At 70.8% G+C, this 23,592-nt stretch carries 24 protein-coding genes; 14 read left to right on the top strand and 10 right to left on the bottom strand.

What is annotated here, in order from left to right; all coding sequences use genetic code 11:
• Positions 1 to 48 precede the first annotated feature (48 nt).
• Positions 49 to 852: a pyrroline-5-carboxylate reductase gene (proC, locus tag ACWEOO_RS16965; protein ID WP_452143748.1), complete on the bottom strand. Its 804-nt coding sequence runs from the start codon at positions 850 to 852 to the stop codon at positions 49 to 51.
• Positions 853 to 956: 104 nt separating this feature from the next.
• Here proC and ACWEOO_RS16960 point away from each other — a divergent pair, with 104 nt between their 5' ends.
• Positions 957 to 1,496, top strand: a complete 540-nt coding sequence (locus tag ACWEOO_RS16960; RefSeq protein ID WP_452143747.1) for a hypothetical protein — start codon at positions 957 to 959, stop codon at positions 1,494 to 1,496.
• Here ACWEOO_RS16960 and ACWEOO_RS16955 read toward each other — a convergent pair whose 3' ends face one another.
• Positions 1,497 to 2,426 carry a proline dehydrogenase family protein gene (locus tag ACWEOO_RS16955; RefSeq protein ID WP_452143746.1) on the bottom strand — a complete coding sequence of 310 codons (930 nt, stop codon included), beginning with the start codon at positions 2,424 to 2,426 and terminating at the stop codon, positions 1,497 to 1,499. It lies immediately after the preceding gene.
• A gap of 69 nt (positions 2,427 to 2,495) precedes the next feature.
• Here ACWEOO_RS16955 and ACWEOO_RS16950 point away from each other — a divergent pair, with 69 nt between their 5' ends.
• The 4 genes from ACWEOO_RS16950 to ACWEOO_RS16935 are packed head-to-tail and all read left to right on the top strand — an operon-like array spanning position 2,496 to position 6,108.
• The gene (locus ACWEOO_RS16950) at positions 2,496 to 3,530 is read left to right on the top strand and encodes a DUF695 domain-containing protein (protein ID WP_452143745.1); all 1,035 of its coding nucleotides are present in this window, start codon (positions 2,496 to 2,498) and stop codon (positions 3,528 to 3,530) included.
• A gap of 58 nt (positions 3,531 to 3,588) precedes the next feature.
• The gene (locus ACWEOO_RS16945) at positions 3,589 to 4,095 is read left to right on the top strand and encodes a SigE family RNA polymerase sigma factor (protein ID WP_452143744.1); all 507 of its coding nucleotides are present in this window, start codon (positions 3,589 to 3,591) and stop codon (positions 4,093 to 4,095) included.
• An 11-nt stretch (positions 4,096 to 4,106) separates the two neighbouring features.
• A complete protein-coding gene (locus ACWEOO_RS16940; RefSeq protein ID WP_452143743.1) occupies positions 4,107 to 5,141 on the top strand; it encodes a hypothetical protein in 1,035 nt (344 codons plus the stop codon).
• A 58-nt stretch (positions 5,142 to 5,199) separates the two neighbouring features.
• Positions 5,200 to 6,108, top strand: coding sequence for a hypothetical protein (locus ACWEOO_RS16935; protein ID WP_452143742.1), 909 nt, complete (start codon positions 5,200 to 5,202; stop codon positions 6,106 to 6,108).
• 40 nt (positions 6,109 to 6,148) lie between these two features.
• On the opposite strand, the gene ACWEOO_RS16930 is transcribed toward ACWEOO_RS16935, so the two are convergent.
• The 6 genes from ACWEOO_RS16930 to ACWEOO_RS16905 are packed head-to-tail and all read right to left on the bottom strand — an operon-like array spanning position 6,149 to position 10,597.
• Complete coding sequence (locus ACWEOO_RS16930) at positions 6,149 to 6,886, bottom strand: ABC transporter permease (RefSeq protein ID WP_359932053.1); 738 nt, start codon at positions 6,884 to 6,886, stop codon at positions 6,149 to 6,151.
• Complete coding sequence (locus tag ACWEOO_RS16925) at positions 6,883 to 7,605, bottom strand: ABC transporter ATP-binding protein (protein WP_359932050.1); 723 nt, start codon at positions 7,603 to 7,605, stop codon at positions 6,883 to 6,885. The genes ACWEOO_RS16930 and ACWEOO_RS16925 overlap by 4 nt, the downstream gene beginning before the upstream one ends.
• Positions 7,606 to 7,649: 44 nt before the next feature.
• The gene (locus ACWEOO_RS16920; RefSeq protein WP_452143741.1) at positions 7,650 to 8,219 is read right to left on the bottom strand and encodes an HDIG domain-containing metalloprotein; all 570 of its coding nucleotides are present in this window, start codon (positions 8,217 to 8,219) and stop codon (positions 7,650 to 7,652) included.
• Entirely contained in the window at positions 8,219 to 8,809 is a 591-nt protein-coding gene (locus ACWEOO_RS16915; protein WP_359932044.1) for a TetR/AcrR family transcriptional regulator, read from the bottom strand. The genes ACWEOO_RS16920 and ACWEOO_RS16915 overlap by 1 nt, the downstream gene beginning before the upstream one ends.
• On the bottom strand, positions 8,806 to 9,660 hold the full coding sequence (locus ACWEOO_RS16910) for a sugar phosphate isomerase/epimerase family protein (protein WP_359932041.1): 855 nt from the start codon (positions 9,658 to 9,660) through the stop codon (positions 8,806 to 8,808). The genes ACWEOO_RS16915 and ACWEOO_RS16910 overlap by 4 nt, the downstream gene beginning before the upstream one ends.
• A gap of 4 nt (positions 9,661 to 9,664) precedes the next feature.
• Entirely contained in the window at positions 9,665 to 10,597 is a 933-nt protein-coding gene (locus ACWEOO_RS16905; protein WP_452143740.1) for a Ppx/GppA phosphatase family protein, read from the bottom strand.
• 73 nt (positions 10,598 to 10,670) lie between these two features.
• Between ACWEOO_RS16905 and ACWEOO_RS16900 the strand changes: the two genes are divergently transcribed.
• Both ACWEOO_RS16900 and ACWEOO_RS16895 read left to right on the top strand, forming a co-directional pair.
• Positions 10,671 to 11,411: a hypothetical protein gene (locus ACWEOO_RS16900; protein WP_359932035.1), complete on the top strand. Its 741-nt coding sequence runs from the start codon at positions 10,671 to 10,673 to the stop codon at positions 11,409 to 11,411.
• A 55-nt stretch (positions 11,412 to 11,466) separates the two neighbouring features.
• On the top strand, positions 11,467 to 12,099 hold the full coding sequence (locus tag ACWEOO_RS16895) for a VOC family protein (RefSeq protein ID WP_452143739.1): 633 nt from the start codon (positions 11,467 to 11,469) through the stop codon (positions 12,097 to 12,099).
• A 1-nt stretch (position 12,100) separates the two neighbouring features.
• Here ACWEOO_RS16895 and ACWEOO_RS16890 read toward each other — a convergent pair whose 3' ends face one another.
• Positions 12,101 to 13,624: a WS/DGAT/MGAT family O-acyltransferase gene (locus ACWEOO_RS16890; RefSeq protein ID WP_452143738.1), complete on the bottom strand. Its 1,524-nt coding sequence runs from the start codon at positions 13,622 to 13,624 to the stop codon at positions 12,101 to 12,103.
• 103 nt (positions 13,625 to 13,727) lie between these two features.
• Positions 13,728 to 15,155: a beta-N-acetylhexosaminidase gene (locus tag ACWEOO_RS16885; RefSeq protein WP_452143737.1), complete on the bottom strand. Its 1,428-nt coding sequence runs from the start codon at positions 15,153 to 15,155 to the stop codon at positions 13,728 to 13,730.
• Positions 15,156 to 15,245: 90 nt separating this feature from the next.
• On the opposite strand from ACWEOO_RS16885, the gene ACWEOO_RS16880 reads away from it, so the two are divergent.
• From ACWEOO_RS16880 to radA, 7 genes are all read left to right on the top strand, one after another.
• Positions 15,246 to 16,445 (top strand): MFS transporter, encoded by a 1,200-nt coding sequence (locus ACWEOO_RS16880; RefSeq protein WP_452143736.1) that lies wholly within the window; start codon positions 15,246 to 15,248, stop codon positions 16,443 to 16,445.
• Positions 16,446 to 16,449: 4 nt separating this feature from the next.
• Entirely contained in the window at positions 16,450 to 17,145 is a 696-nt protein-coding gene (locus ACWEOO_RS16875) for a class I SAM-dependent methyltransferase (protein ID WP_452143735.1), read from the top strand.
• Positions 17,146 to 17,234: 89 nt separating this feature from the next.
• The gene (locus tag ACWEOO_RS16870; RefSeq protein WP_452143734.1) at positions 17,235 to 17,786 is read left to right on the top strand and encodes a hypothetical protein; all 552 of its coding nucleotides are present in this window, start codon (positions 17,235 to 17,237) and stop codon (positions 17,784 to 17,786) included.
• Positions 17,776 to 19,023 carry an ABC transporter substrate-binding protein gene (locus ACWEOO_RS16865; protein WP_452143733.1) on the top strand — a complete coding sequence of 416 codons (1,248 nt, stop codon included), beginning with the start codon at positions 17,776 to 17,778 and terminating at the stop codon, positions 19,021 to 19,023. Before ACWEOO_RS16870 ends, ACWEOO_RS16865 begins: the two co-directional genes overlap by 11 nt.
• Positions 19,023 to 20,795, top strand: a complete 1,773-nt coding sequence (locus tag ACWEOO_RS16860; RefSeq protein WP_452143732.1) for an ABC transporter permease subunit — start codon at positions 19,023 to 19,025, stop codon at positions 20,793 to 20,795. Before ACWEOO_RS16865 ends, ACWEOO_RS16860 begins: the two co-directional genes overlap by 1 nt.
• Entirely contained in the window at positions 20,792 to 22,078 is a 1,287-nt protein-coding gene (locus ACWEOO_RS16855; protein ID WP_452143731.1) for a hypothetical protein, read from the top strand. The genes ACWEOO_RS16860 and ACWEOO_RS16855 overlap by 4 nt, the downstream gene beginning before the upstream one ends.
• A gap of 9 nt (positions 22,079 to 22,087) precedes the next feature.
• On the top strand, positions 22,088 to 23,488 hold the full coding sequence (gene radA, locus ACWEOO_RS16850; RefSeq protein ID WP_359932006.1) for a DNA repair protein RadA: 1,401 nt from the start codon (positions 22,088 to 22,090) through the stop codon (positions 23,486 to 23,488).
• Positions 23,489 to 23,592 lie beyond the last annotated feature (104 nt).

Genomic DNA, 23,592 nt, shown 5'->3' with positions numbered 1-23,592 from the left:
TGGTGGGAAACCTCGGCGCCCACCTTAACGCCACCCGCGCGAGAGGTGTTACTCGGCGGCCAGGGCCCGTGACCGGTTGCGAGCGGCCTCGATCGCGGACAGGAACGCGGCGCGGACCTTGTGGTCCTCGAGTTCGCGGATCGCGGCGGCCGTCGTACCGCCCGGAGAGGTCACTCGCTCGCGCAGGACCGTCGGGTGTTCGCCGGTCTCGCGCAGCAGCTTCGCGGATCCGACCACGGTCTGCACGACGAGCTCGGTCGACGTACCGCGCGGCAGACCCATGTGGACGCCGGCCTCGATCATCGCCTCGACGACGAAGAACAGGTACGCCGGACCGGAGCCCGAGATCGCGGTGACCGCGTCCTGCTGCTTCTCCGGCACCCGGATCACCCGGCCGGTCGCGGCCAGCAGGCTCTCGGCCAGCTCCAGGTGGCTCTCGTCGCAGTGTGCGCCGCGGGAGATGGCGGCCATCCCCTCGTCGACCAGGGCGGGCGTGTTCGGCATCACCCGGACGACGGCCACGCCTTCCGGCAGCCTCGACTCGACGAAGGTGGTGGTGATACCGGCGGCGAGCGAGACGACGGTTTGCGACGGCCGGACCGCCGGGGCGATCTCGGCGAGCAGGTCCGGCATGTCCTGGGGCTTCACCACCAGGACCAGCGTCTCGGCCTGCTTCGCGGCCTCCACGTTCGACACGACGTCGACGCCGTACCGCTCACGCAGCTCGGTGGCGCGCTCCTCCCGGCGCTCGGTGATCAGGAGGTCCTCCGGTCGCCGCCCGGCCCGAATCAGCCCGGACAGCAACGTCTCCCCCATCACCCCGGCCCCGAGAACGGCCACCTTCGCGCTCATGCCCACAGACTACTGACGAACTGCTCAGATCCCGGTCCCGCTGCCCACCAGGCGGGACATAGGCTCTCCTCTCCCACTCCTCCGCCCCCGAGAAGAGACCGCCCATGCGAATGCTGCGCGCCCTCGCCGTCCCCGCCGCCGCGCTCCTGCTGGCCAGCGGCCTGACCCAGGTCACCGCCACCGCACAAGCCGTGGCCGCCCCTGGAGCTGCCGCCGTCGTGCAGGCCGCCGACACCGACACGGATGACAGCGACGCCGGAACCCTGACCAACCCGACCATGGCCACCGTGGTCGCCCCCGCGGCGATGTCGACGGCAGGCTATTCGTACACGTCGCCTGTCGACCACTGCATCCTCTACGGCTACGAGATCGGCGCCACCTGCTACCAGTGGGTCGGTGACGACCAGTGGGTGGTGGACGGCATCGCCAACGGCTGGGCCGCCGTGGTGCACGTACAGACCAACTACGGCAAGGACCGGTACTGCCAGGCGCTCCCGTCCGCTGACGGCTGGGGGAAGTGCAACTACGACCACGTCGAAGGCAAGTGCGTCCGCTGGCAGATGTACGAGCTCAAGGACGGGGACACCCGGAACTTCACGGGCTGGAGCGCCTGGTACGGCACGCAATACGGCTATCCGTGCTGATTACTTCTTGGTGATCAAGGAGCGGGCGAAGAACTGCAGGTTGGCGGGGCGCTCGGCGAGGCGCCGGACCAGGTAGCCGTACCAGTCCTCGCCGTACGGGACGTAGACGCGGACCGTGTGGCCGAGGCCGGCCAGCCGGAGCTGCTCCTCGGGGCGGATGCCGTACAGCATCTGGTACTCGTAGCTGCCCGGCTTGCGCCGCGCGCGGTCGGCCAGCGCGCCGGCGATCCGGATCAGCCGCGGGTCGTGCGACGCGATCATCGGGTAGCCCTGGCCGTTCATCAGGATCTTCAGGGCGCGGACATAGGCCTTGTCGACCTGGCGCTTGTCCTGGAACGCGACCGACTCGGGCTCCTTGTAGGCGCCCTTGCAGAGGCGGACGCGGGAGCCGGCGTACGCGAGGTCGCGGCAGTCGGCCTCGGTACGCCGCAGGTACGCCTGCAGGACCGCGCCCGTCGCCGGGAAGTCCTGGCGCAGCTCGCGGAGGATCCCCAGCGTCGAGTCGGTCGTGGTGTGGTCCTCCATGTCCAGCGTCACCGTCGTCCCGGCGTTGCGGGCGGCGAGGCAGATCGTCCGCGCGTTGTCGAGCGCGATCTTCTCGCCGTCGCCGGGCAGCGCCTGCCCGACCGCGGACAGCTTCACCGAGACCTCGGCGTACTTCGTCAGGCCGGCCGCGGACAGCTTCTTGAGCAGCTCCAGGTACGCGTCGGCGGTCGCGGTCGCGGCGGCCGGATCGGTGACGTCCTCGCCGAGATGGTCGAGGGTGACGCGCAGCCCGTTGCTGACCAGCTTCTCGGTGGCCAGCACCGCCTCCGGAGCGGTCTCACCGGCGACGAAGCGCGCGACGATGCCACTGGACACCGGCAGCGACGCCACCGCCTTCTTGATCTGGGGACTGCGGGACACACCCAGCAGCATTCGCCGAAGCACTCCGTGTTCCTCCTCAACCAGGGGTCACTGGTTCGATAGTCGCACCCCTGCTTGTTAGAGGATGCGCCCATGCCCATCTTCAAGCGCCGCCGCCGGAACGCCGTGGAGGCGGACCCGATCGGCGCGTTCTGGTCCTGGTGGTCGAGCGCCGGGGCCGGCGGCGTCGCGGACGCCGTCGGCCGCCGGGAGCCGGCCGGCGCGAACGCGGAACTGAACGAGCGGGTCGCCCGCATCCACCCCGACCTGGAGTGGGAGCTCGGGCCCGGGCTGCACGCCGAGCACGTGCTGATCGTCACCGCGGCGGGCAACCCGGCGCAGCGTGCGATCGCCCGCCGCTGGCTGCGCGCCGCCCCGCCGTCCGACCAGGTCTGGGAGTACGCCGACCTGCGCCGCCCCGGGCCCGCGGTGACGCTGCAGTTCGACGGGCTCCCGCCGGTCGCGATCGACGAGTCGCTGGTCTCGATCGAGCCCGACGCGGCGGCGGTGCACGTCGGCGTCCACCACCCGGTGTTCTCGTCGCTGCCGGTGGACGCGCAGCGGCGGGTGACGTTCCTGATCCTCGACCTGGTGCTCGGCGAGGAGATGGTGGAGACGTGGGTGGGCGCGATCGACACGCTGCCGGACGCGCCGCAGGACGCCGTACCGGTGACCGAACTGCTGCCGGTGGTGGCCGGGTTCGCCGCCGAGCACACGCTCGAGGACGGCAGTCCGGCGTGGAAAATGCTGGAGGGGACCCGCGACGGGCAGCGGGTGATCGCGACTGCCGAGTACCCGCTGCGATCGATCCGCCGGCCGCATCTCGACACCCACGTGGCGGTCGCCATCCACTATCCCCTGGTCCGCGACGACGGGCTGCCTGAGTCCGAGATGCTCGACGAGCTGCGGGCCTTCGAGGACCACCTCACCGACCGACTCGGCGGCTCCGGCAACCTGCTCGCCCACGAGACGTCCGCCGGCGTCCGGATCCTGCACTACTACGTCGACGGCACCACGCCCGCCGACGCCCAGCTCCAGGCCGCCACGACCGGCTGGCCGCACGGCAAGGTGGCGCTGACCGCCTCCCCCGACCCCGCCTGGCAGAACGTCGCGCACCTGTCGGGGTGATGCAACCTGGGAGTCCGGGCTTTTCGTCTTGAGGGGGAGATGGAGAGTGGAGGCGCGGATGGCGGAGCGGGACCGGGAGTTCGTCGAGTTCGTCGAGGGAGCCGAGGCGGCGTTGCGGCGGACGGCGTTCCTGGTGTCGGGTGACCGGCACCGGGCCGACGACATCGTCCAGGACGCGCTGTACAAGCTGTACCTGGCCTGGCCGAAGGTCCGGCGGGTGGGCAACCCGTTCGCGTACGCCCGCCGGACGGTGGTGAACGCGGCGTACGACGGGAAACGCCGGCCGTGGCGCCGGGAGGTGACGCTCGGCGACGTACCGGACCGGGCCGGGGACGACGACTTCGCGGTCGGGTACGCCGACCGGGACGAGGTCCTGGCGGCCCTGCGATCGCTCGGTCCGCGGCAGCGCGCCTGCGTCGTCCTGCGGTACTACGAGGACCTGTCCGTCGAGCAGACCGCGGACATCCTCGGCTGCTCCACGGGCACCGTGAAGAGCCAGGCGGCACGTGGTCTCGAAACTCTCCGACGAGCCATCGACCAGCGGCGGACGAGCCGGGCGCTGTGAAGGAGAACGAGATGGAAGACGTACGAGAGATCAGCGCCGAACTGCACCGGCTGGCGGAGTCGGAGACGATGCAGCCGCTGGACACGACCGAACTACTGGCCCGCGGCCGCCGCACCAGGCGCCACCGCAAGCTGCTGGGCGCGGGCGGTGCGGTCGCAGGCGTCGTGGTGATCGCCCTCGGCGCCAGTCTGCTGCCCAACCTGAGCTCGGCCGACAACCAACCGGGGATCGCCGGCAACCCGCCCGATCGGTTCGAGGCCGTGCCGGGAGTGCCGCGCGGCGAGGCCGGCGCGGACCAGCGGATCACGATGGCGGAAGCGCAGCGCCGCTGTGAGCTGCGGAATCCGGACGAGAAACGCAAGCTCCGGGACACCAAGGGCGCCCGGTCCGGTCACGTGTCGATGTACGACATCAAGATCGGCGAGAAGAAGGCCACCCCGTGCATCGTCCCCGGCGGGGACAGGCCGTCGGCCGAGCTGGTCGCGGCGGCGGCCAAGGATCCGATGCCGAAGAGCATCGCCGGCAAGCTCCGTAACTGTTCCGTCCTGACTTGGGTCGACGTGACCGGCTGGCAGGTCGTGGCATCCGACGAGTCGAAGACGCTCGGACAGGCCGTCGTCGTCGCGATCTCCCCCACCGGGCACAAGGTCATGGAGTGTTCGCTGCTGACGAACGCGCTGCTCGCGACCGGCCTCCAAGGAAACACGACCTTCGCAACGCTGACCAACCTCAACAGCAGTGATCCGGTGCTGAACCCGGCCGCCAAGTCCGGTCGTACCGACATGTACGTCGGCGGGGGTGGCGGTGGGCCCTGCACTGCGGGAGTCTGCAACGGGTGGGGCATGTCCGGTTGGGGCCGGGTCGCGTCGAAGGACGCCGTCGCGGTCCGCCTGCGGATCGGGAACGGCCCGATCTACCAGGTGCCGGTCGGCGAGGGCGGCTGGTTCGCCTACACCTGGAGGAGCTCGACCAAGTACAAGCAGGGCACGTTCCCGAAGGTCGCGGCATACACCAAGGACGGGAAGATCGTCAAAGTCTTCGAATAGTTATCAACCGAACGGCGGCCTCGTTGGTCTTACCCATCGAACTTTCGAAGGGGGAGACATGGGGAAACTGCGTACGACCTTGACCTTGCTCGCGGCGGCCGGACTGGCCGCCGCGGGTGTGAACACCGCCGTCGCCGGGACGATGGCAGCCACCGCGTCCTGCGGGCTGAACCTCGGCTCGGTGACGGCCGGTGGTGATCAGACACTGCAACGGCTGACCGCGTCGGCACCGCCGGCGGCCGGCGCGCGGAGCGTCGTGCCGAACGTGTACGCCGACGGCGCGGCGCGGACGGTCGCGACACTCGTCAACGAGGCGACGGCGACCGGCAGTTCCCGGTACGGGCGGGTCGTGCTCGGGGACTCGATGTACCAGCACTGGCTCGAGCTCGACAAGAGCGGCAAGGTGACGTCGTCGGAGCTGGCCCGGATCGGCGGCGGGTGGAGCAGGTTCGTCGACCACGAGACGTCGGTGTTCAACGACGACCCGGCGCACCCGCGGACCTACGAGTACGCGCTCCGCTCGGACGGCGTGCTGTTCCGGTGGGTCGTCGGCGACACCGGCGCCTGGAAGGCGTACGGATCGGCGTCCGGGTTCGCGGCCGTGAAGTCGATGACGCTGATCAGCAAGGCCGCGGCGTACGACACGTTCCTCGCGAACACCCGCGGCGGCGCGCTCTACACCATCCGCATCCCGGTCAACTCCCAGCTGCGGCCGGTCGTCACCAAGGTGCGGTCCGCGACCTGGCAGGGCTTCGAGACGCTCGTCGCCGGCGGTTGCGGCAACTACGGGACCGTTGTCGTCGGCATCGACAAGGAGACCAAGTCGGCGTACCTCTACACCTTCGGTCACGCGGACGGGACAAAGACGTCGATCACCGGCCACGGAAAGGTGCCTGGCACCTTGGCCGACCCCAGCTACTTCCGCTGGGCCCCGCCGGTGAAGTCCGACTGGCTGTTCGGCGAGTAGGACAGGTCTGGCGCGCGCCCCACGGCGCGCGCCAGATCCCCTAAGCGGTGCGGCGCCTGAGGGTGGCCGCACCCAGGCCCAGAGCCGCCAAGATGAACGCGACGACCACCAGCGTGTCGCCGCCGACACCCGAGGTGAATCCGTTGCCTGCGGCAACTCCCAGGACGGCGTCGACGGCGTAGGACAACGGCAGGACGTCGCTGATCGCGTGCAGGACCGTCGGCAGTTGGTCGCGGGGAACGAGCAGGCCGCACAGCAGGATCTGCGGGATCATCACGGCCGGCATCATCTGCACGGCCTGGAACTCGGTCGCCGCGAACGCGCTCGCGAACAGGCCCAGCGCCGTACCGAGGACGCCGTCGAGGACCGCGACCACACCGAGTTGCCAGGCGTCGCCCTGGATGTCCAGATCCAGCAGGTACAAGGCGATCGAGACGACCACCAGCGCCTGGACGACGGCGATCAGCGCGAAGGCGAGCGCGTACCCGAGCAGGAAGTCCAGCTTGCCCATCGGCATCGTGAACAGCCGGGACAGGGTGCCGCTGGACCGTTCGCGCAGCGTCGCGACCGACGTGACCACGAACATGACGATCGACGGGAAGACCGCGAGCAGCGGCCCGCCGATCCGGTCGAAGACCATCGGGGAGTCGGTGAACATCCACCACATCAGGCTGACGAGCAGGGTCGGCAGCACGATCAGCATCGCCACCGTCCGGTGGTCCCGGCGCAACTGCGCCAGCACCCGGGCCGCAACGGCGAAGGTCACCCGCGGGGTCATCGCGCACCAGCCTTCCGGTCGATCAGGGTGAGGAACGCCTGCTCCATCTCGCCGGCGCCGGCCGACGCGAGCAGGGCCTGCGGCGTGTCGTCGGCCAGCAGTTCGCCCTCGCGCATCAGCAGGAGCCGGTCGCACCGGGAGGCCTCGTCCATGACATGGCTGGAGACGAGCAGCGTCGCGCCGCCGTCGGCGAGCCGATGGAAGAGCGCCCAGAGATCGCGCCGCAGCACCGGGTCGAGTCCGACCGTCGGCTCGTCGAGCACCAGCAACTCCGGGTCGCCGAGGAGCGCGGCGGCCAACGAGGCACGTGACTGCTCGCCGCCGGACAGGCGGTCGACACGGACGTCCGCACGGTCGGCGAGGTCGACGGCCTCGATCACCCGTTCGACGTCGCCCGACGCGACCCCGAGGACCGCCGCGAAGAAGCGCAGGTTCTCGGTGACGGTCAGATCGCCGTACACACTGGGCTCCTGCGTCACGTAGCCGATCCGCCCGCGCAGCTTCGGCGCGCCGGCCGGCAGCCCGAGGACCGAGACGTCGCCGGTCACCCGCGCCTGCAGGCCGACGATCGCCCGGATCAGCGTCGTCTTGCCACAGCCGGACGGCCCGAGCAGCCCGGTCACGGTCCCGGCCCGGAGGTCGAACCCGACCCCGTGCAGGACCTCCCGGTCGCCGCGCACCACGACGACGTCACGGCAGCTCACCGCGTTTTTCATCATATGATGAATTTAGCGCGAACCAGGACCGACGGCAACAGGGAGATTCAGACGACGGCGTACCCGGTCGCCCGGCTCAGCGCGTCCAGCGACGGGTCGCCGTACCGCTCCCGCAGCGCCGCGAAGCGCGTCACCTTGTCCGCGCCGAACCGGCCGACCTCGGCGGCGTAGGTGTCACCGGAAAGGAACACCGGCGGCCGCCGCTTGCTGTGGAACTTGTCCGCGTACAGGACGAGCTCCTCCTCGGGCGTCCGCGGCAGATAGTCGTCGACCGGGATCGGCAGCGCCTGCCGTACGACGTCCTCGCGCGTGATGCCGACGCCGGTGTGACACGACGCGAACCGGCAGATCTCGACCGGGAGCCCGAGCGACGCGAGCAATGCGTGCCCGAGCACGCCGTGCCGCACGTGGGCCGTCGAGTCCAGGCGGTAGACACCGATGTCGTGCAGCAGAGCGCCCGCCCGCACCAGGTCGGCGTCGATGTCCAGGCCGGCGAAGAACTGCGAGGCCACCGAACAGACCAACCGGCAATGCTCGTACACCAGCTCGAACGACGACCGGCTCGGCGCGTGGTCGCGGTGCAGCGCGCGGATCTCCCGGTCGGTCGGGATCTCCATCAGCCGGAGACGTACTGCTGGATGGCCGGCGCGATCCGGTCGACGAGGGCGTCCAGGCCGGCCGAGGCCACCGGCTCGAGCTCGACCACGTAGCGGGTCAGCGCCAGCCCGATCAGGTGGCTCGCGATCAGCGCGACCCGCAGCTTCGCGTCCGGGACGTCGATGAACCGCGAGACCGGCTCCAGGATCATCCGGGTCATCCCCTCGCGCATGATCCGGGCGACCTCGTCGCTGGTCACGACGCTGCGCAGCATCGCCTTCATCCGCTGCTGCCCCTCGTCGGACTCCCAGACGCCGAGGAACACCGTCGCGATCCGGCGGCCGAGATCCTCGCGGGAGCCGTCCAGGATCGCCGCGGCCACCTGCCGCGGATCCAGCGGCAACGCCATCGCCTCGATGAACAGCTCGTCCTTGCTGTCGAAGTAGTGGTGGACGAGCGCGGCGTCGACACCGGCCTGGCGCGCGACCGCACGGATCGAAGTGGCCGCGAACCCCTTGTCCGCAAAGGATTCCCGGGCCGCCCGGAGGATCTCACCCCGGGTGTCGGGCCCGCCCGGACGGCGGCCCGGCGTACGGCGGGCGACCGTCACGGAGTCAGCTCCGAGATCTCCCCCTCGGGGGTGACCGCGAACGGCGTCCGGCGGGAGACCGCCTTCACGAAGTGCTTACGGGTGAACTCCAGCGACTCGACCAGGTCGATCTCGCGCTCGGACCGGCTGGCCGCGCGGCGGGTGTTGATCTCGATGACGATGTGACCGCGGAAGTCCTGCTTGGCCAGGGCGGTCAGCAGGTCCGCGGCGCGCTGCGTGCCGCGGCCCGGCACCAGGTGCTCGTCCTTCGCGGAGCCGGTGCCGTCGGTCAGGTGCACGTGGGTGAGACTCTTGCCCATCGTCGCGGCCAGCTCGACGCAGTCCTGCTCCGCGGTGGACGCGTGCGACAGGTCGAGGGTGGTGTGCGCGTAGCTCTGCTCGGTCGGGTCCCAGCTCGGCGCGTACGCCTGCAGACCCTTGCCCGGCGCCCGCCACGGGTACATGTTCTCGACCGCGAAGATCACGCCGGTCTCCGCCTCCAGCCGCGCGATGCCCTCGACGAAGCCGCGCGCGTACTCCCGCTGCCAGCGGAACGGCGGGTGCACGACGACCACATCGGCGCCGAGGTCCTTGGCCGCCTCCGCGCTGCGCTCGAGCTTGCCCCACGGGTCGGTCCCCCAGACCCGCTGGGTGATCAGCAGGCAGGGCGCGTGGACCGCGAGCACCGGCAGCTGGTGGTAGTCGACGAGGCGCTGGACCGCGTCGATCTGGGTGCTGAGCGGATCGATCCCGACCATCACCTCGACGCCGTCGTACCCGAGCCGGGCGGCCAGTTCGAAGCCGCTGGCGGTGGACTCGGGGTAGACGGAGGCGGTGGACAGGCCGATCTTCGCGGTCGTACGGGGGTTCATTCGTTCACCGGGGTTGCAGCTGGTCGAGCCGGGACAGGATGACGCCTTCACGCAGGGCCCACGGACAGACCTCGAGCGCGGGCAGGTCGAAGAGGTCCATCACGGCGTCCGCGACCAGCGCGCCGGCGGTCAGCTGGGAGGCGCGGCCGGGCGAGACCCCGGGCAGGGCGGCCCGCTCGGCGGCCGACATCTTGGTCAGTTTCGGGATCCACTCGTTCAGATCGTCGCGGTTCAGCGTGCGCGGCACGTACGGCCCGTCGGCGGACGGGGCCGCACCGGCGATCCGGGCCAGCGAACGGAACGTCTTGCTGGTGGCCACGGAACGCTGCGGCTTACCGGCCCGCAGGACCGGACCTGCGACCGCGGCCAGCTCCAGCCGGATCCGGCGCCGCAGCGCCCGGACCTCGTCGCTGTCCGGCGGATCCGTGGTCAGCCCCTCGCGGGTCAGCCGGCCCGCGCCGAGCTGCACCGACTCCGCCACGGTCGGCTGCTCGTCCGACCCGGCCGCGATCTCCAGGGATCCGCCGCCGATGTCGAACACCGCGAGCCGCCCGGACGACCAGCCGAACCACCGCCGGACCGCCAGGAACGTCAACCGGGCCTCGTCCTCACCGGTCAGCACCTCGAGGTCCACACCGGTCTCGTCGCGGACCCGGGCCAGCACCTTCTCGCCGTTCGGCGCCTCGCGGAGCGCGGACGTCGCGAACGAGAGCACCGACTCGCAGCCCTTGTCCTCGGCCAGCACGACGGCTTCCTTGGTGAACGCGATCAGCCCGTCGACCCCGGACTCGGCGATCCGGCCGTCCTGGTCCAGGTGCTCGGCCAGCCGCAGCTCGGTCTTGTGCGAGTACGCCGGCAGCGGCGCGGCGCCACGGTGCGCGTCCACCACGAGCAGATGGACGGTGTTGGATCCCACGTCGAGTACGCCGAGCCGCATACCCTCACGCTACTGGACAACCGCAGCAGCGGTGCATTCACGCATGGGCGGCTTCGGCGCGTACGCTTTTCAGGTGCCTGAGGTTTCTCTCGATTTCCCGCGTGCCTGGGTCGAGTTCACCGACCCCGCCGACCCCGACCAGGTCTTCCGCTGCGACCTGACCTGGCTGACCTCCAACTGGAGCTGCATCTTCGGCGGCGGTTGCCAGGGGATCTACAAGGGCCGTCCGAACGACGGCTGCTGCACCCTCGGCGCGCACTTCTCCGACGCCGACGACGAGAAGCGGGTGAAGAAGTACGTCAAGGAGCTCGGCAAGGAGGACTGGGAGTTCCGCAAGGAGGGCCGCAACAACGGCTGGGTCGAGACCGACGACGAGGGCGAGCGCAAGACCCGGGTCTGGGAGGGCGCCTGCATCTTCCTGAACCGGCCGGGCTTCCCGGGCGGCGCCGGGTGCGCGCTGCACGGGCTGGCGCTGAAGCGCGGCATCCATTTCGTCGAGACCAAACCGGACGTGTGCTGGCAGCTGCCGATCCGGCGGACGTTCCGCGAGGTCGAGCGGCCGGATGGTACGACGTACACCGAGGTCGGCATCGGGGAGTACGACCGCCGCGGCTGGGGTCCGGGCGGGCACGACCTGGACTGGTACTGCACCGGTAACACCGAGGCGCACATCGCCGTCGAGCCGGTGTTCGAGTCCAGCAAGGTGGAGCTGCAGACGCTGATGGGCGTGAAGGCGTACGACGTCCTCGCCGACCTGTGCCGGCAGCGCCTGGAGGCCGCGCGGCCGTTGCTGCCGCACCCCGCCTCGAAATAGCGCCGACACACCCTGGGTGTGTCGGCTGTCGGTGCGAGACGTAACAATGACTGACATGCGTCTGGATCATCTGTCGTACGCGTGCGGACCCGATGGCTGTGCGGCCACGCTCGAGCGGCTGTCCGCGCTGCTCGGCGCCGAGTTCCTGGACGGCGGGGTGCACCCGCGGTTCGGCACCGTCAACCACATTCTGCCGCTGGAGAACGACCGGTACATCGAGGTGGTCGACGTGCTCGACCACCCGGCGTCGGACAAGGCGCCGTTCGGGCAGGCGGTCCGGGCCCGCAAGGAGCTCGGCGGCGGCTGGCTGGGCTGGGTGGTCGCGGTCCGCGACATGGAAGCGATGGAGAAGCGCCTCGGGCGGCAGGCGGTGCCCGGCAACCGGCACCGGCCGGACGGGGTGAACCTGACCTGGCGGCAGATCGGCGTGAAGGGCCTGATCGCGGACCCGCAGCTGCCGTTCTTCATCCATTGGGACGACCTCGCCGAGCACCCGTCGATCGGCGGCAAGGACCTCGAGCTCACCGGCCTGGAGATCGCCGGCGACCCGTCCCGGGTGACCGACTGGATCGGACACCCCGCCGACCATCTGCTCGACGACCTCGACGTCACCTGGGCCGGCCCGAACGGTCAGCCCGGCCTGGTCGCGGCCACCTTCAGCACGCCGAACGGCCCGGTCCGCATCTGACTCAGTGGAGCTGTTCCAGGTCGGCCAGGGAGGTTTCCAGGTGGCCGAGCAGGCGCTGCAGGTGCGGGACGGTGCGGCGGCAGCCGACCAGGCCGAAGTGCAGCTCGTGCGCGTAGCTGGTGACGCTGATGTTCAGCGCCTGGCCGTTCAGGACGATGCTCGCGGGATACATCCCGAGCAGGCGTGAGCCGTTCCAGTAGAGCGGGCTGTCGGCGGGGCCTGGCACGTTCGAGATGACCACGTTGTACGGCGGCGTCGTGCGGCCGGCCACGCCGGGAAGGATCGCGGCAGGACCGGCGACGCCGAAGCCCAGCGCGCCGACGATCAGGTTCTGCAGCGGGCTGAGGCCGGACAGGACGCGCTTGGCGTGCGCGGTCGACGCCATGATCCGGTGGATCCGGCGCTCGGGGACGGCCTCGTCGGTGGCGAGGTCGGCGATCAGGGTGGCGAGCGAGTTACCGCCGCCGGGGGCGTCGTCCTTGGTCCGCAGGGAGACCGGCACCATCGCCGTCAGCCCTTTGTCCGGCAGGGCGTTCTGCTCGAGCAGATAGTTGCGCAGGGCCCCGGAACACATCGCCAGCAGGACGTCGTTGAGCGTCGCGCCGGTGATCGCCCGGACCTTCTCCAGCCGCTCGATCGGCCACGACTGCGCCGCGAACCGGCGCGCGCCGGTGATCGGCTGGTTGAAAATCGTCCGCGGCGCCTGGAACGGCACCGTCGACTCCAGCAGCCCTTTGAGCCCGGCGGCGGGGAGTCCGGCCAGTTCCGCCAGCAGGTGCCCGGCGGCGCCGGCTCGCTGCGCAGCGGCACCGAGCGTGCGCCCAGGCACGCGACCGAGTGCGGCAAGCAACCCCGCAGGAGTAGGCAGCCCGCCGAACGCCCCTCCCGTGGCAGCACCGAGCCCGGGGCCGGCGGCACCAGGCGCGACCCCGTAGCCGACCCTCGACCCGGCGCCTTCGCCGCGGACCGGCTTGTCTCCCCCGGCCGGCAGGGCGTAGGTGGCCGGCATACCTGTGCGGGTCGGGTCGGTGGTGACGGTGTCCTGCATCCAGCGCAGTGCGGTGACGCCGTCGATCATCGAGTGGTGGATCTTGCTGTAGATCGCGAACCGGCGGCTCTCGACGCCGTCGATCAGGTGCATCTCCCACAGCGGGCGGTGCCGGTCGAGGAGGGTTCCGTGCAGGCGGCCGGTGAGTTCGAACAGCTCGCGGAACCGTCCGGGCCGCGGCAGCGCGGACAGCCGGACGTGGTACTCCAGGTCGATCTCGTCGTCGGTCTCCCAGGACCAGTAGCCGAGGTCGACGGGCCGGTTCCGCACCCGGCGCGCGAACAGCGGGTTGACCTCCGGCGCCGCCACGATCTCGTGGTACAGCCGCGACACGAAGTCCCGCGACGACTCCGGGAACACATGGTCCCGCCCGGCCCCCTCGGGAAGCTCGAACAGCATCAGCCCGCCGACATGCATCGGCTGCTCCCGGGTCTCCCCGCCAAGGAACATCGCATCCAGCGGCCCCACCGCGGTCATGCGCGCCTCCGCTTCCCGACCCGGCCTTCCTGGCAATCCTTGGTCAGGGTCGGCCGGGTCGTCTACCCCAGCTAACAGGGCTAACGGAGATTTTGTTATCCCCTCAGCTATCGAGGGGGCGGTAGTTCACACCGAGCCGCTCGATCCGGGCCAGGTGCGGGCGGAGCCGGCCGAGGAACTCGGCGTACGAGACCTTCGGGGAGCCCCAGGCGCGTTCGGCGAAGGCGGACAGCCGGGGCAGCAGCATGTAGCCGACCTGCTCCGGCCCCTCCATGTACTCGGTCCAGATCTGGCACTGGGTGCCGATGACCAGCGCCTTCTCCGCGTCGGACAGCGCCGCCGGGACCACCTCGAAGTCGTACACCTTCTCCAGCGGGATGTTGCCGCCGATCGCGAGCGGCTCGGTCGCGGGGTCGCCCTGGTAGTAGTCGAAGTACACCGACTCGCACGGAGCCATCACGACCTGGTGCCCGGCCTTCGCCGCGACCTCGCCGCGCTGGGCGCTCCGCCACGCCATGATGACCGCGTCCTTCGGGCAGTCGGTCTCGACCATCTCGTCCCACCCGACCAGCCGGCGGCCCTCCTCGGCCAGGACCTCCGCGACCTGCGCGGTGAACCAGCCCTGCAGTTGCCCCGGCTCGTCCAGCCCCAGCTCGGCCTGCCGCTTCTGCGCCTCGTCCGACTCGGCCCACTGCACCGACGGGCACTCGTCCCCGCCCAGGTGGACGTACTCGCCGGGGAAGATGTCCAGCACCTCACGCAGCACGGTCTTCACGAACTCGACCGTCGCGTCGTTGACGTTCAGCACGTCGTCGCTGATCCCCCAGACCTGCCGCACGGACAGCTGCTGGTCGGGATGGTTGCCCAGCTCGGGGTACGCCGCGATCGCGGCCTGCATGTGCCCCGGCAGGTCGATCTCGGGGACGACGGTGATGCCACGCTCCGCGGCGTACGCGACGATCTCGCGGAGGTCGGCCTTGGTGTAGAACCCGCCGTGCCGCGTCCCGTCGTACTCGAACTCGGTCTGGCCGTGCGACATCCTGCCGACCATGCTCTCGGCCCGCCAGGCACCGACCTCGGTGAGCCGCGGGTAGGCCTCGATCTCGACCCGCCAGCCCTGGTCGTCGGTGAGGTGGAAGTGCAGCACGTTCAGGCGGTGCAGGGCGAGGACGTCGATGATCTGGAGCACGAACTCCTTGGGCATGAAGTGCCGCGCGACGTCGAGCATCATGCCGCGCCAGCCGAACCGCGGCGCGTCCGCGACGTGCGCCAGCGGTACGGCGACCTGCCCGCCGTCGGCCGGCTCGGCGGCCTCGACGAGCTGGGCGTACGTCGTCTCGGCGTGCCGCAGCGCGTCCTCGGAGCCGGCCGTCAGCCGGGCGCCCTCGCCGGTGATCTCGATCCGGTACTCGGCGGCGCCGAGGTTCCCGACGACGTCCCGGACGGCCTCGCCGAGCGGGTCGGCGGTCACCCAGCGGCCGTCGTGGACGGTGAGTTCGCGCGGGGCAGGAACGATCGCGATGTCGGACATCCGGACTCCAGGGGGAAGCAGCGCGGGTCGATTTATGTCAGGACGATCCTATAAGCGGCTTCCCTGTCAGGTTCATGAGAGGGTTTGCCCGTGACGAGCGAGCAGCAGCGGACAACTCTCCGGGTCCTGGTGGCGAGCAACGCGCTCGGCGGCGTCGCGACAGCCAGCGGTTTCGCGGTAGCCGCGCTGCTGGCGGAGAACGTCTCCGGCTCGACGTCACTCGCGGGCCTGGTCGCCACCTCGACCACGCTGGGCGCAGCCGTCCTGGCCGTCCCCCTGGCCGGCCTTGCCCGCACCTCCGGTCGAAGGGTCTCGCTGTCGCTCGGCTACCTCATCGCGTTCGTCGGCGCCGCGCTCACGATCGTCGCCGCGCAGATCGGTTCGCTCGCGCTGCTGCTGGCCGCCGGCTGTCTGTTCGGCAGCGGCTCGGCTTCCAACCTGCAGTCCCGGTACGCCGCAACCGACAACGCGGAGCCCAGCCGGATCGCCAGGTCGCTCGGACTGGTCGTGTGGGCAACCACGATCGGAGTCATCGTCGGACCGAACCTGACCGGTGTCGGCGGCTCGGTCGGGACGTCGCTCGGCATCCTGGCGCTGGCCGGGCCGTACGTGTTCTCGGTCGTCGCCTTCGGCCTCAGCTCAGCCACGGTGTGGGTCGGGCTGCGCAGCCAGGTGCGGCCCGCCAAGGTGGAGCGTCAGCCCCTCGGGGACACGTTCCGCCAGGTGTTGAGCATCCCGCACGCGCGGCTGGGCCTGCTGGCGATCGCGACGGCGCATGCGGTGATGGTCGGCGTGATGTCGATGACCTCGGTGCACCTGCGGCACCACGGCGCCTCGCTGACCATCGTCGGCTTCGTCATCAGCGGTCACGTGGCCGGCATGTACGCCCTGTCGCCGCTGACCGGCTGGCTGGCGGACCGGCTCGGCCGGATCCCCACGATCGGCATCGGCCTCGGCGTACTGGCCGTGGCGATGATGCTGGCCGCGGTCGCGCCGGACGATGCGCATGCGCTGACCGGACTCGCGTTGTTCACGCTGGGCCTCGGCTGGTCGGCCTGCCTGGTCGCCGGGTCGACGCTGCTGTCGCGGTCGGTCCCGGACGACATCCGTACGTCGGCACAGGGCCTGTCGGACCTCACCATGGGCGTCCTGGCTTCCCTTTCGGGCACGGCTGCCGGCCCGGTCCTCGCCTATCTCGGCTTCCACTGGCTGGCGGTCTTCTGCGGCATCCTGCTCGTTCCCGCCGCCGTGCTCGCCGCGACCACCAAACAGGCAATGGCTAGGGTCTAGCGGTGTGAGCATCGCGGAAGGCGGGATCCCGAGCCCGAACATCTGGCACCACCCGAAGGTGTACGAGGTCGAGAACCGCGCGGTCGACCCGAACGGCGTGATCGAACCGGCGATGCGGGCGATCCGCGACTGGGCCGGCGCGACCGTGCTCGACATCGGCTGCGGCACGGGCTTCCACCTGCCGATGTTCGCGGCGACCGCCGCACGCGTGATCGGCGTCGAGCCGCACGGAGCACTCGCCGACGCGGCCCGGCGGCGGACGAACGCGCTGCCGAACGTCGACGTACGGCAGGGTACGGCGCAACGCCTGCCGGTGCCGGACTCGTCGATCGACGTGATGCACGCGCGCTGGGCGTACTTCTTCGGGCCGGGCTGCGAGCCCGGGCTGGCCGAGCTGGACCGGGTGATGCGCCGCGGCGGGACCGCGTTCGTGATCGACAACGACGGGAGCCGTTCGACGTTCGGCGAGTGGTTCAGGACGTCGTATCCGATGATCAAGCCGCCGGAGGTGGAGCGCTTCTGGGCGGACCGCGGCTGGCACCGGACGGCGCTCGACATGGGCTGGCGGTTCGAGACCCGCGCCGACCTGGAGGCGGTGGTGAAGATCGAGTTCACCCCGAAGGACGCCCGGCGGATCCTCGCGTCGCACACGGGCGTCGAGGTCGACTACGCGATCAACCTCTGGAGCCGGAGCTTCTGACGACACTCGGGCGCCTGCGCACGGACCTCGCAGCCTCATAGGGTTGACGAACCACTCGACGGGGCTTTCTGGGGAGGCGCCAGGCACGGATGGACGGACTGCTGCTCGAACGGGTGCCTGGGTTGCCGGAAAGGCTCCGGGTCGACGTCGGTGAGCAGCGTGCGGTGGTGGTGCCTCAGGCAACCGACCGTCGCAGGCTGGCCGACGTCGTGTCCGGACTGGACGAACCACCGCCCGGAGCGCTGGTCCTGGCCGGCGGGGCGGTCCGGCTGGTGCCCGCGGAAGGCGGTCTGCTCCCCCACCTCACAGTGCTCGACAACGTGATGCACGGACACCGCACCTCGCAGCAGGTCACCAAACAAGCTGCCCGGGAAGCGAGTCTGGTCAAGGCCGTCGGCTGCGGTCTCGAGGACGTGCTGGACCGCTACCCGTACGAGATCACGCCCGGCCGTCGCCGACTGGCCGGAGTGGCCCGCGCGCTCGGCGCGTACCCCCGCGCGATCGTGCTGGAGGACGCGAACGGCCTGCCTACCTGGGGATCCCTGCTGTCGCTGCGGCCCAACCCCGACCTCGCCTCAGCCGCTCTGCTGCTCATCACGACCAGCGCGGCCCGTACGGCGGGATTCATCGATGCCGAGTAGCCGCAGAGTGTTCCTGGGGGCAGCGGCAACGCTTCTGCTGACCGGATGTTCGAGCGACGTACTGGGACTGCGGCGCGCGGTCCGGGTCGCGGTCAGCTGGAGCGGCGAGGAGCTGCGCGCGTTTCACACGGTGCTGGACGGCCTGGGTGCGTTGGACTACCCGGTCGAGGTCGTGCCGCTCGGCGACGACATCTCCACCGCCTTCGGCGCCCGCTCCACCCGCAGGCCGGACATCGTCATGCTGCCGCAGCCAGGTCTGGTCCCGCGGCACCTGGCCGACCTGGAGCCGGTCCCCGACGACATCGCACAGCTCGGCCGCGCACGCCTCTGGAAAGAGCTCCTGGTCCATGAGGGAACGACGTACGGCGTGCCGTTCAAGACGGCGCACAAGTCAGCGGTCTGGTACCGGCCGTCGGTGTTCCGCCGGGCAGGCGTCGAACCGCCGCGGCTGTGGAGCGAGTGGCTGACGCTGAACCAGACACTGACCAAGGCCGGTGTCACACCGTTGTCGCTGGCCGCAGGTGACGGATGGGTGCTGACGGACTTCTTGGAAAACATCCTGTTGGGTATCGCGCCGTCCGTGTACGCCGGACTCGCGACAGCTACCGACCCGCGTCCGTCGCAACACCCGGAGGTCGCAGCGGCGCTTCGGTTGCTGGGCACGATGTGGTCGGCACCCGGTGTCCTGGCCGGCGGTGTGAAGGAGTCGCTCGTCCAGCAGTTCCCGGATGCGCTGGTGGAGGTCTTCGGGCATCGCAGGGCCGCCATGGTGCTCGCATCTGACTTCGCCGAGCCGGTGGTGCGCTCGTTCGCCGCAGACCCTGACGACATAGGGCTTTTCACGTTCCCTCCCATGACTGCAGGAGCTGCCGCCCCTGTGGTCGTCGGAGGTGACGTGATGGTGCTGCCGAAGCCGACCACGGAGGACGCCCGCGACCTGGTCCGCCGGCTGTCCGCGCCGACCGCGGCAGACCCCTGGATCGCGGAGGGCGGGTTCCTGGTCGACGGCCGCACCAGCGGGTACTCCCCCGAGCTCACTCGGCTGGCAGAGCAGCTGACCAAGCCCGGCGAGCAACTGCGGTTCGACCTGTCCGACCAGCTCGGGCGCATCGGCGACATCAACGGTCTGTGGCGCGTCCTGACCGACTTCCTGATCGCGGTCGGCCGGCCCGGGGCCGTCGTACCGGACGCGGTGGACGACGCGATGGCCGAGCTGCGGAAGGTGGAGGAGAGCTGATGGGCCTGCACACCAACGGCCTGTCACTCGAGGTCGTCGGCCGGGAGATCACCGGCCGGCCGGTCCAAGGCAAGCCGCGCCGTCCCGCCGGCCCGTACCTCTTGGGGCTGCCGGCGTTGTTGCTGAGCTGTCTGCTGCTGATACCGATCGGCGTGACCGTGGTGACGGCGTTCCGAACCGACGGCGGGTTCGGCCTCGGCAACTTCGCGGTGATGGGTGACCCGTCCGCTTTGCATGCCGTGGGCAACAGCCTGTTGTGGATGCTGGTCGCGTTCGGGACGGTGGGCGTCGGGTTCCTCCTGGCCTTGTTGAGCTATCGGCTCCCGGCGGTCACGACGTTCCTCCAGCCCGCGCTGGTCATTCCGTTCGCCGTGTCGATCCTGGTGTCCGGTGCGACCTTCCGGCTGATCTTCGACCCGACTCCGGAGCGCGGGACCATCACGGCCGTCGCGACCCGGCTGTTCGGCTCCAGCCCGGTGTGGTTGGGCCCCGGTCTGTTCTGGCTGGTCCTGGTGTCGGCGTTCGGCTGGACATGGCTCGGGTACGTCGTCTCGCTGTTTCGCGCCGGCCTGGACGCGATCCCCGACGACGTGACCCGCGCGATCACCGCTGAAGGCGTGCGCGGCTGGCGACGGGTCCGGGCGTTGGAGATTCCGCTGCTGCGTCCCATCACCGGGGTGATCACGCTGACGCTGGTCATCGCGGCGGTGCGGGTGTTCGACCTCGTGCTCATCGTCGTACCGGGTTCCATGCAGAGGTCGGCCGACGTGCTGGGGCTGAACTGGTGGCGGGCCACCACGACAGGCGGCGATTCCGGGCGTACGGCGGCCCTCGGCGTCGTCCTGTTCGCGATCGTCGCGGCGGTCGGGCTGATCGGCGTCCGCGGGCTGCGGCGGCGCCGGTGGGCGATGCCGGTGACCGTCGTACGGCCGGATCCGTCGCTGGGGCGTCCCAAGCCCACCAGGGTGGTACGGCGGTTCGGGTGGTTCATCGGGTTCGCTGTCGCGCTGGTGTGGATCTTTCCGGCCGTCGTGCTCGTCGCCACGGCGTTGCACTCGCCACGGGAGGCAGGGCTCCACGGCTGGTGGTCGTTCTCGGGGCTCGGGTTCTCGTCGTTCGGAGCAGCGGCGAACGTCGGGCTGTTCCGGGCACTGCTGTCCACGCTGGTCATCGCGGCCGCGGCGACTGCGGTCCTGCTCGTGATCGCCGTACCGACGGCCTATCTGGTCGCGTGGGGCGGTCTGCCGACGCGGCTTGGGCGGATCGCGATGGGCGTGTTCGTCGTACTGGCCGTGACACCGGTGCAGATGTACGCCGCACCGCTGCGGGACGCGATCGACACGGCCGGCCTGGCTGGGTCCCGGGTCGCGCTGGCCCTGGTACATGCGGCTGCTGGTCTGCCGTTCGCCGTACTGCTGTTGAGGTCCGCCTTCGCGTCTGCACCACCCGCACTGGTGTCGGAGGCGTTGCAGGGTCCTGCGCGTCAAAGCGCGGTACTGGCGACTGTGCAGCGGACGTACCGCCCCGCACTGGTTGCTGTTGCGGTGCTGGAGTTCGCGCTGGTGTGGAACGACTTCATCGTCGGGTTCCTGATCAGCGGCCCGGGCACGACGCCGCTGTCGCTGGTGCTGTGGGGTGAGGCGCGACAGTTCTCCACGTCGAGCGGACCGGTCGCCGCAGCGGCTGTCGTCGCGTCGGTAGTGCCTGTGGTGCTGATGCTGACGTTCTGGCGGATCGTCGTCCGCGGGCTGACGACAGGGAGCCGGCCATGAGCGAGGAGGAGAAGGCTCCGGACCAGCGGGACGAGGAGCCGTCGCGGATCCAGGTGTTCTTCCTGTTCGTCGGCGGTGTCGTGTCCGGCGTACTGACCGATCTCGTCTCACAACTGCTCAGCCAGAGCTTCGGCCAGCGCGGCATCGTGCAGTGGGTCGGCTACTCCGTGGCCGGCCTGCTCGTGCTCGTCGCCTTCGCTCTGTGGCGCTGGCGGTCCCGGATCGTTCGACGGCGTTTGCAGGGTGTGACCCCGCTGCACGCGGCCGCCGAAGAGGCCGAGCAGTGGATGATCGCGCTCGGGGCCGACGCCGGCGGCATGGCCGCGGCCGAGTGGTTCACGCTGCACGAGGACGGGCTGCGTGAGCTGCTCGCCAACGAGAAGGCGCAGAACGCGGCCGTCGACGACTTCGCCCGGATCTGCGACGCCCTCGAGGCCTGGTACGTACGACGTCCCGATCCGGACGCGCTGCTCCAACTGAGCGAGCTCCTGACCACGACCGCCGAGTCGAGTGGTCGCCGCGGTCTCGCCGAGCTGGCAGCGGCGCGCGCCGCGACGGCGTACCGGATGCTGGGCGACCTGGACGCGGCCACCACCCGCCTGGGCGTCTCGAGCAACATCGCCGCCCACGGCCGTACGGCGGCCGCGCTGAAGATGCGACGCCAGGTCGAACGAGCCCTGCTGCACCTGGCGCGCGCCGATCGCGCACCGGCCGGGAGCGACCGCGACGAAGCCGTCCTGAACGCCCGCGACCGGCTCGACGACGCACGGCTGACCCGACCCGGTCCGGACCTCGCGGCAGACGTGGCGATCGCCATCAACCTCGCCGTCGTCCACCTGTACCAGTACCACGGCGAGGGCGCCCTGGAACAGCTGCGGCCGGCCCTCGCGCGCGCGACCGCGGCCGGCGACCTGAGCGGCCAGGCGCACGCGCTGGAGCTGATGGGCGTGGTCGCGTGGATGCGGCGCAACCCGCACGAGGCCGGCAGTCGGTGGGAGCACGCCGCCCACCTGTACGCCGAGGTCGACGAGCGCGACGGCCACGCCCGCTGCCTGCAGCACCTCGGCTCCGCGGCCGTGATCGCGGGCGACCTGGACACGGCCCTCGACCTGCTCGAACAGAGCTCGATGCTGCGGACGTCGGAGAGCGAGATCCTGACCAAGTACCTCGACGCGGCCCGCCGTACCTCGGAGCTGCCGGTCGTCCCCGACGACCCGCCCCGCCGGACGCCGCGCACCTGGTTGCGCCGCGCCCTGAGACGTTTTGTCGGCGGGCTCAAATAGGTTGGTCGCATGGCGAAGGCGGCGACTCAGGCGAAGAGCAAGGCGGCGTACGCGTGCTCCGAGTGCGGTTGGACCTCGGCGCGCTGGATCGGCCGGTGCGGCGAGTGCCAGGCCTGGGGCACGGTCGCCGAGATCGGTGCGCCGAAGGCCGCCCGGATCACCGCCGGCCCGGTGACGTCGCCGGCGATGCCGATCGCCAAGGTGTCCGCGATCGAGGCCGAGTCCCGGCCGACCGGGATCGGCGAGCTCGACCGGGTGCTCGGCGGCGGTGTCGTGCCGGGCGCCGTGATCCTGCTCGCCGGTGAGCCGGGCGTCGGCAAGTCCACCCTGCTGCTGGAGGTCGCGGCGCAGTCGGCCCGCGGCGGCCAGCGCACGCTCTACGTGTCCGGCGAGGAGTCGGCCGCGCAGGTGCGGCTCCGGGCCGGGCGGACCGACGCGCTCGTCGACGACCTGTTCCTGGCCGCCGAGACCGACCTGGGTGCGGTGGTCGGCCAGGTCGACGCGGTCGAGCCGTCGTTCCTGGTGATCGACTCGGTGCAGACCATGGCGCACCCGGAGGTCGACGGCGCACCGGGCGGCGTGACGCAGGTCCGCGAGGTCACCGGCGCGCTCGTCCGGCTCGCGAAGGAGCGGCACATCGCGGTCGTGCTGGTCGGCCACGTCACGAAGGAGGGCGCGATCGCCGGCCCGCGGATGCTCGAGCACCTGGTCGACGTGGTGCTCGCGTTCGACGGCGACCGGCACTCCGGGTTCCGGATGGTGCGCGCCACCAAGAACCGGTTCGGCCCGTCGGACGAGGTCGGCTGCTTCGACATGGTCGACACCGGCATCGTCGAGGTCACCGACCCGACCGGGTTGTTCGTCTCCGAGCATGCCGAGCCGGTGGCCGGCACCTGCGTGACGGTGATGATGGAGGGCCGCCGGCCGCTGCTGGCCGAGGTGCAGGCCCTGGTCGGCCCGTCCGCCGCGCCGCAGCCGCGCCGGACCACGTCCGGGCTGGAGTCGTCCCGGGTCGCGATGGTGCTCGCCGTGCTCGGCAACCGGGCCGGCCTGAAGCTGGCCGACCAGGAGGTCTACGTGGCCACCGTCGGCGGCGTGAAGATCACCGAGCCGGTCGCGGACCTGTCGGTCGCGATCGCGGTCGCGTCCTCGGTGATGGACAAACCGATCCATCCCGGCCTGGTGGCGATCGGCGAGGTCGGCCTGGCCGGTGAGGTGCGGCGCGTCGGCGGCCTGGAGAAGCGGCTCGCGGAAGCGGCCCGGCTCGGGTTCACCAAGGCGATCGTCCCCGCCGACATCCCGAACCGGAGCAAGGACGTGAAGCCGATGGACATCCAGAAGAAGTACGGCCTGCGCACCTTCGCGGCCCCGGATATCCGCTCCGCCCTGATGGCCGCGGGTCTCGCCTGACGCCCCTGTGGTGCGCGCCACAGGTGAGACGGGGGATCACCAGCCGCTGGTCCGGGAACGTACGCTGGGGGCGCCCCTCGCCGGGTTCAGTGTGGAGCACCGGC

The organism is Kribbella sp. NPDC004138 (genome assembly GCF_053603655.1).
This window is presented reverse-complemented; position numbering and strand designations above follow the sequence as displayed.

What these genes read in the sequence shown, in the direction of transcription:
- ACWEOO_RS16865 (WP_452143733.1), top strand. Translation starts at nt 17,776, where the DNA reads ATGCCGAGTAGCCGCAGAGTGTTCCTGGGGGCAGCGGCAACGCTTCTG.
- ACWEOO_RS16905 (WP_452143740.1), bottom strand. Translation starts at nt 10,597, where the DNA reads ATGCGGCTCGGCGTACTCGACGTGGGATCCAACACCGTCCATCTGCTC.
- radA (WP_359932006.1), top strand. Translation starts at nt 22,088, where the DNA reads ATGGCGAAGGCGGCGACTCAGGCGAAGAGCAAGGCGGCGTACGCGTGC.
- proC (WP_452143748.1), bottom strand. Translation starts at nt 852, where the DNA reads ATGAGCGCGAAGGTGGCCGTTCTCGGGGCCGGGGTGATGGGGGAGACG.
- ACWEOO_RS16860 (WP_452143732.1), top strand. Translation starts at nt 19,023, where the DNA reads ATGGGCCTGCACACCAACGGCCTGTCACTCGAGGTCGTCGGCCGGGAG.
- ACWEOO_RS16920 (WP_452143741.1), bottom strand. Translation starts at nt 8,219, where the DNA reads ATGGAGATCCCGACCGACCGGGAGATCCGCGCGCTGCACCGCGACCAC.
- ACWEOO_RS16890 (WP_452143738.1), bottom strand. Translation starts at nt 13,624, where the DNA reads ATGACCGCGGTGGGGCCGCTGGATGCGATGTTCCTTGGCGGGGAGACC.
- ACWEOO_RS16945 (WP_452143744.1), top strand. Translation starts at nt 3,589, where the DNA reads ATGGCGGAGCGGGACCGGGAGTTCGTCGAGTTCGTCGAGGGAGCCGAG.
- ACWEOO_RS16930 (WP_359932053.1), bottom strand. Translation starts at nt 6,886, where the DNA reads ATGACCCCGCGGGTGACCTTCGCCGTTGCGGCCCGGGTGCTGGCGCAG.
- ACWEOO_RS16950 (WP_452143745.1), top strand. Translation starts at nt 2,496, where the DNA reads ATGCCCATCTTCAAGCGCCGCCGCCGGAACGCCGTGGAGGCGGACCCG.
- ACWEOO_RS16855 (WP_452143731.1), top strand. Translation starts at nt 20,792, where the DNA reads ATGAGCGAGGAGGAGAAGGCTCCGGACCAGCGGGACGAGGAGCCGTCG.
- ACWEOO_RS16885 (WP_452143737.1), bottom strand. Translation starts at nt 15,155, where the DNA reads ATGTCCGACATCGCGATCGTTCCTGCCCCGCGCGAACTCACCGTCCAC.
- ACWEOO_RS16935 (WP_452143742.1), top strand. Translation starts at nt 5,200, where the DNA reads ATGGGGAAACTGCGTACGACCTTGACCTTGCTCGCGGCGGCCGGACTG.
- ACWEOO_RS16925 (WP_359932050.1), bottom strand. Translation starts at nt 7,605, where the DNA reads ATGATGAAAAACGCGGTGAGCTGCCGTGACGTCGTCGTGGTGCGCGGC.
- ACWEOO_RS16960 (WP_452143747.1), top strand. Translation starts at nt 957, where the DNA reads ATGCGAATGCTGCGCGCCCTCGCCGTCCCCGCCGCCGCGCTCCTGCTG.
- ACWEOO_RS16940 (WP_452143743.1), top strand. Translation starts at nt 4,107, where the DNA reads ATGGAAGACGTACGAGAGATCAGCGCCGAACTGCACCGGCTGGCGGAG.
- ACWEOO_RS16910 (WP_359932041.1), bottom strand. Translation starts at nt 9,660, where the DNA reads ATGAACCCCCGTACGACCGCGAAGATCGGCCTGTCCACCGCCTCCGTC.
- ACWEOO_RS16870 (WP_452143734.1), top strand. Translation starts at nt 17,235, where the DNA reads ATGGACGGACTGCTGCTCGAACGGGTGCCTGGGTTGCCGGAAAGGCTC.
- ACWEOO_RS16895 (WP_452143739.1), top strand. Translation starts at nt 11,467, where the DNA reads ATGCGTCTGGATCATCTGTCGTACGCGTGCGGACCCGATGGCTGTGCG.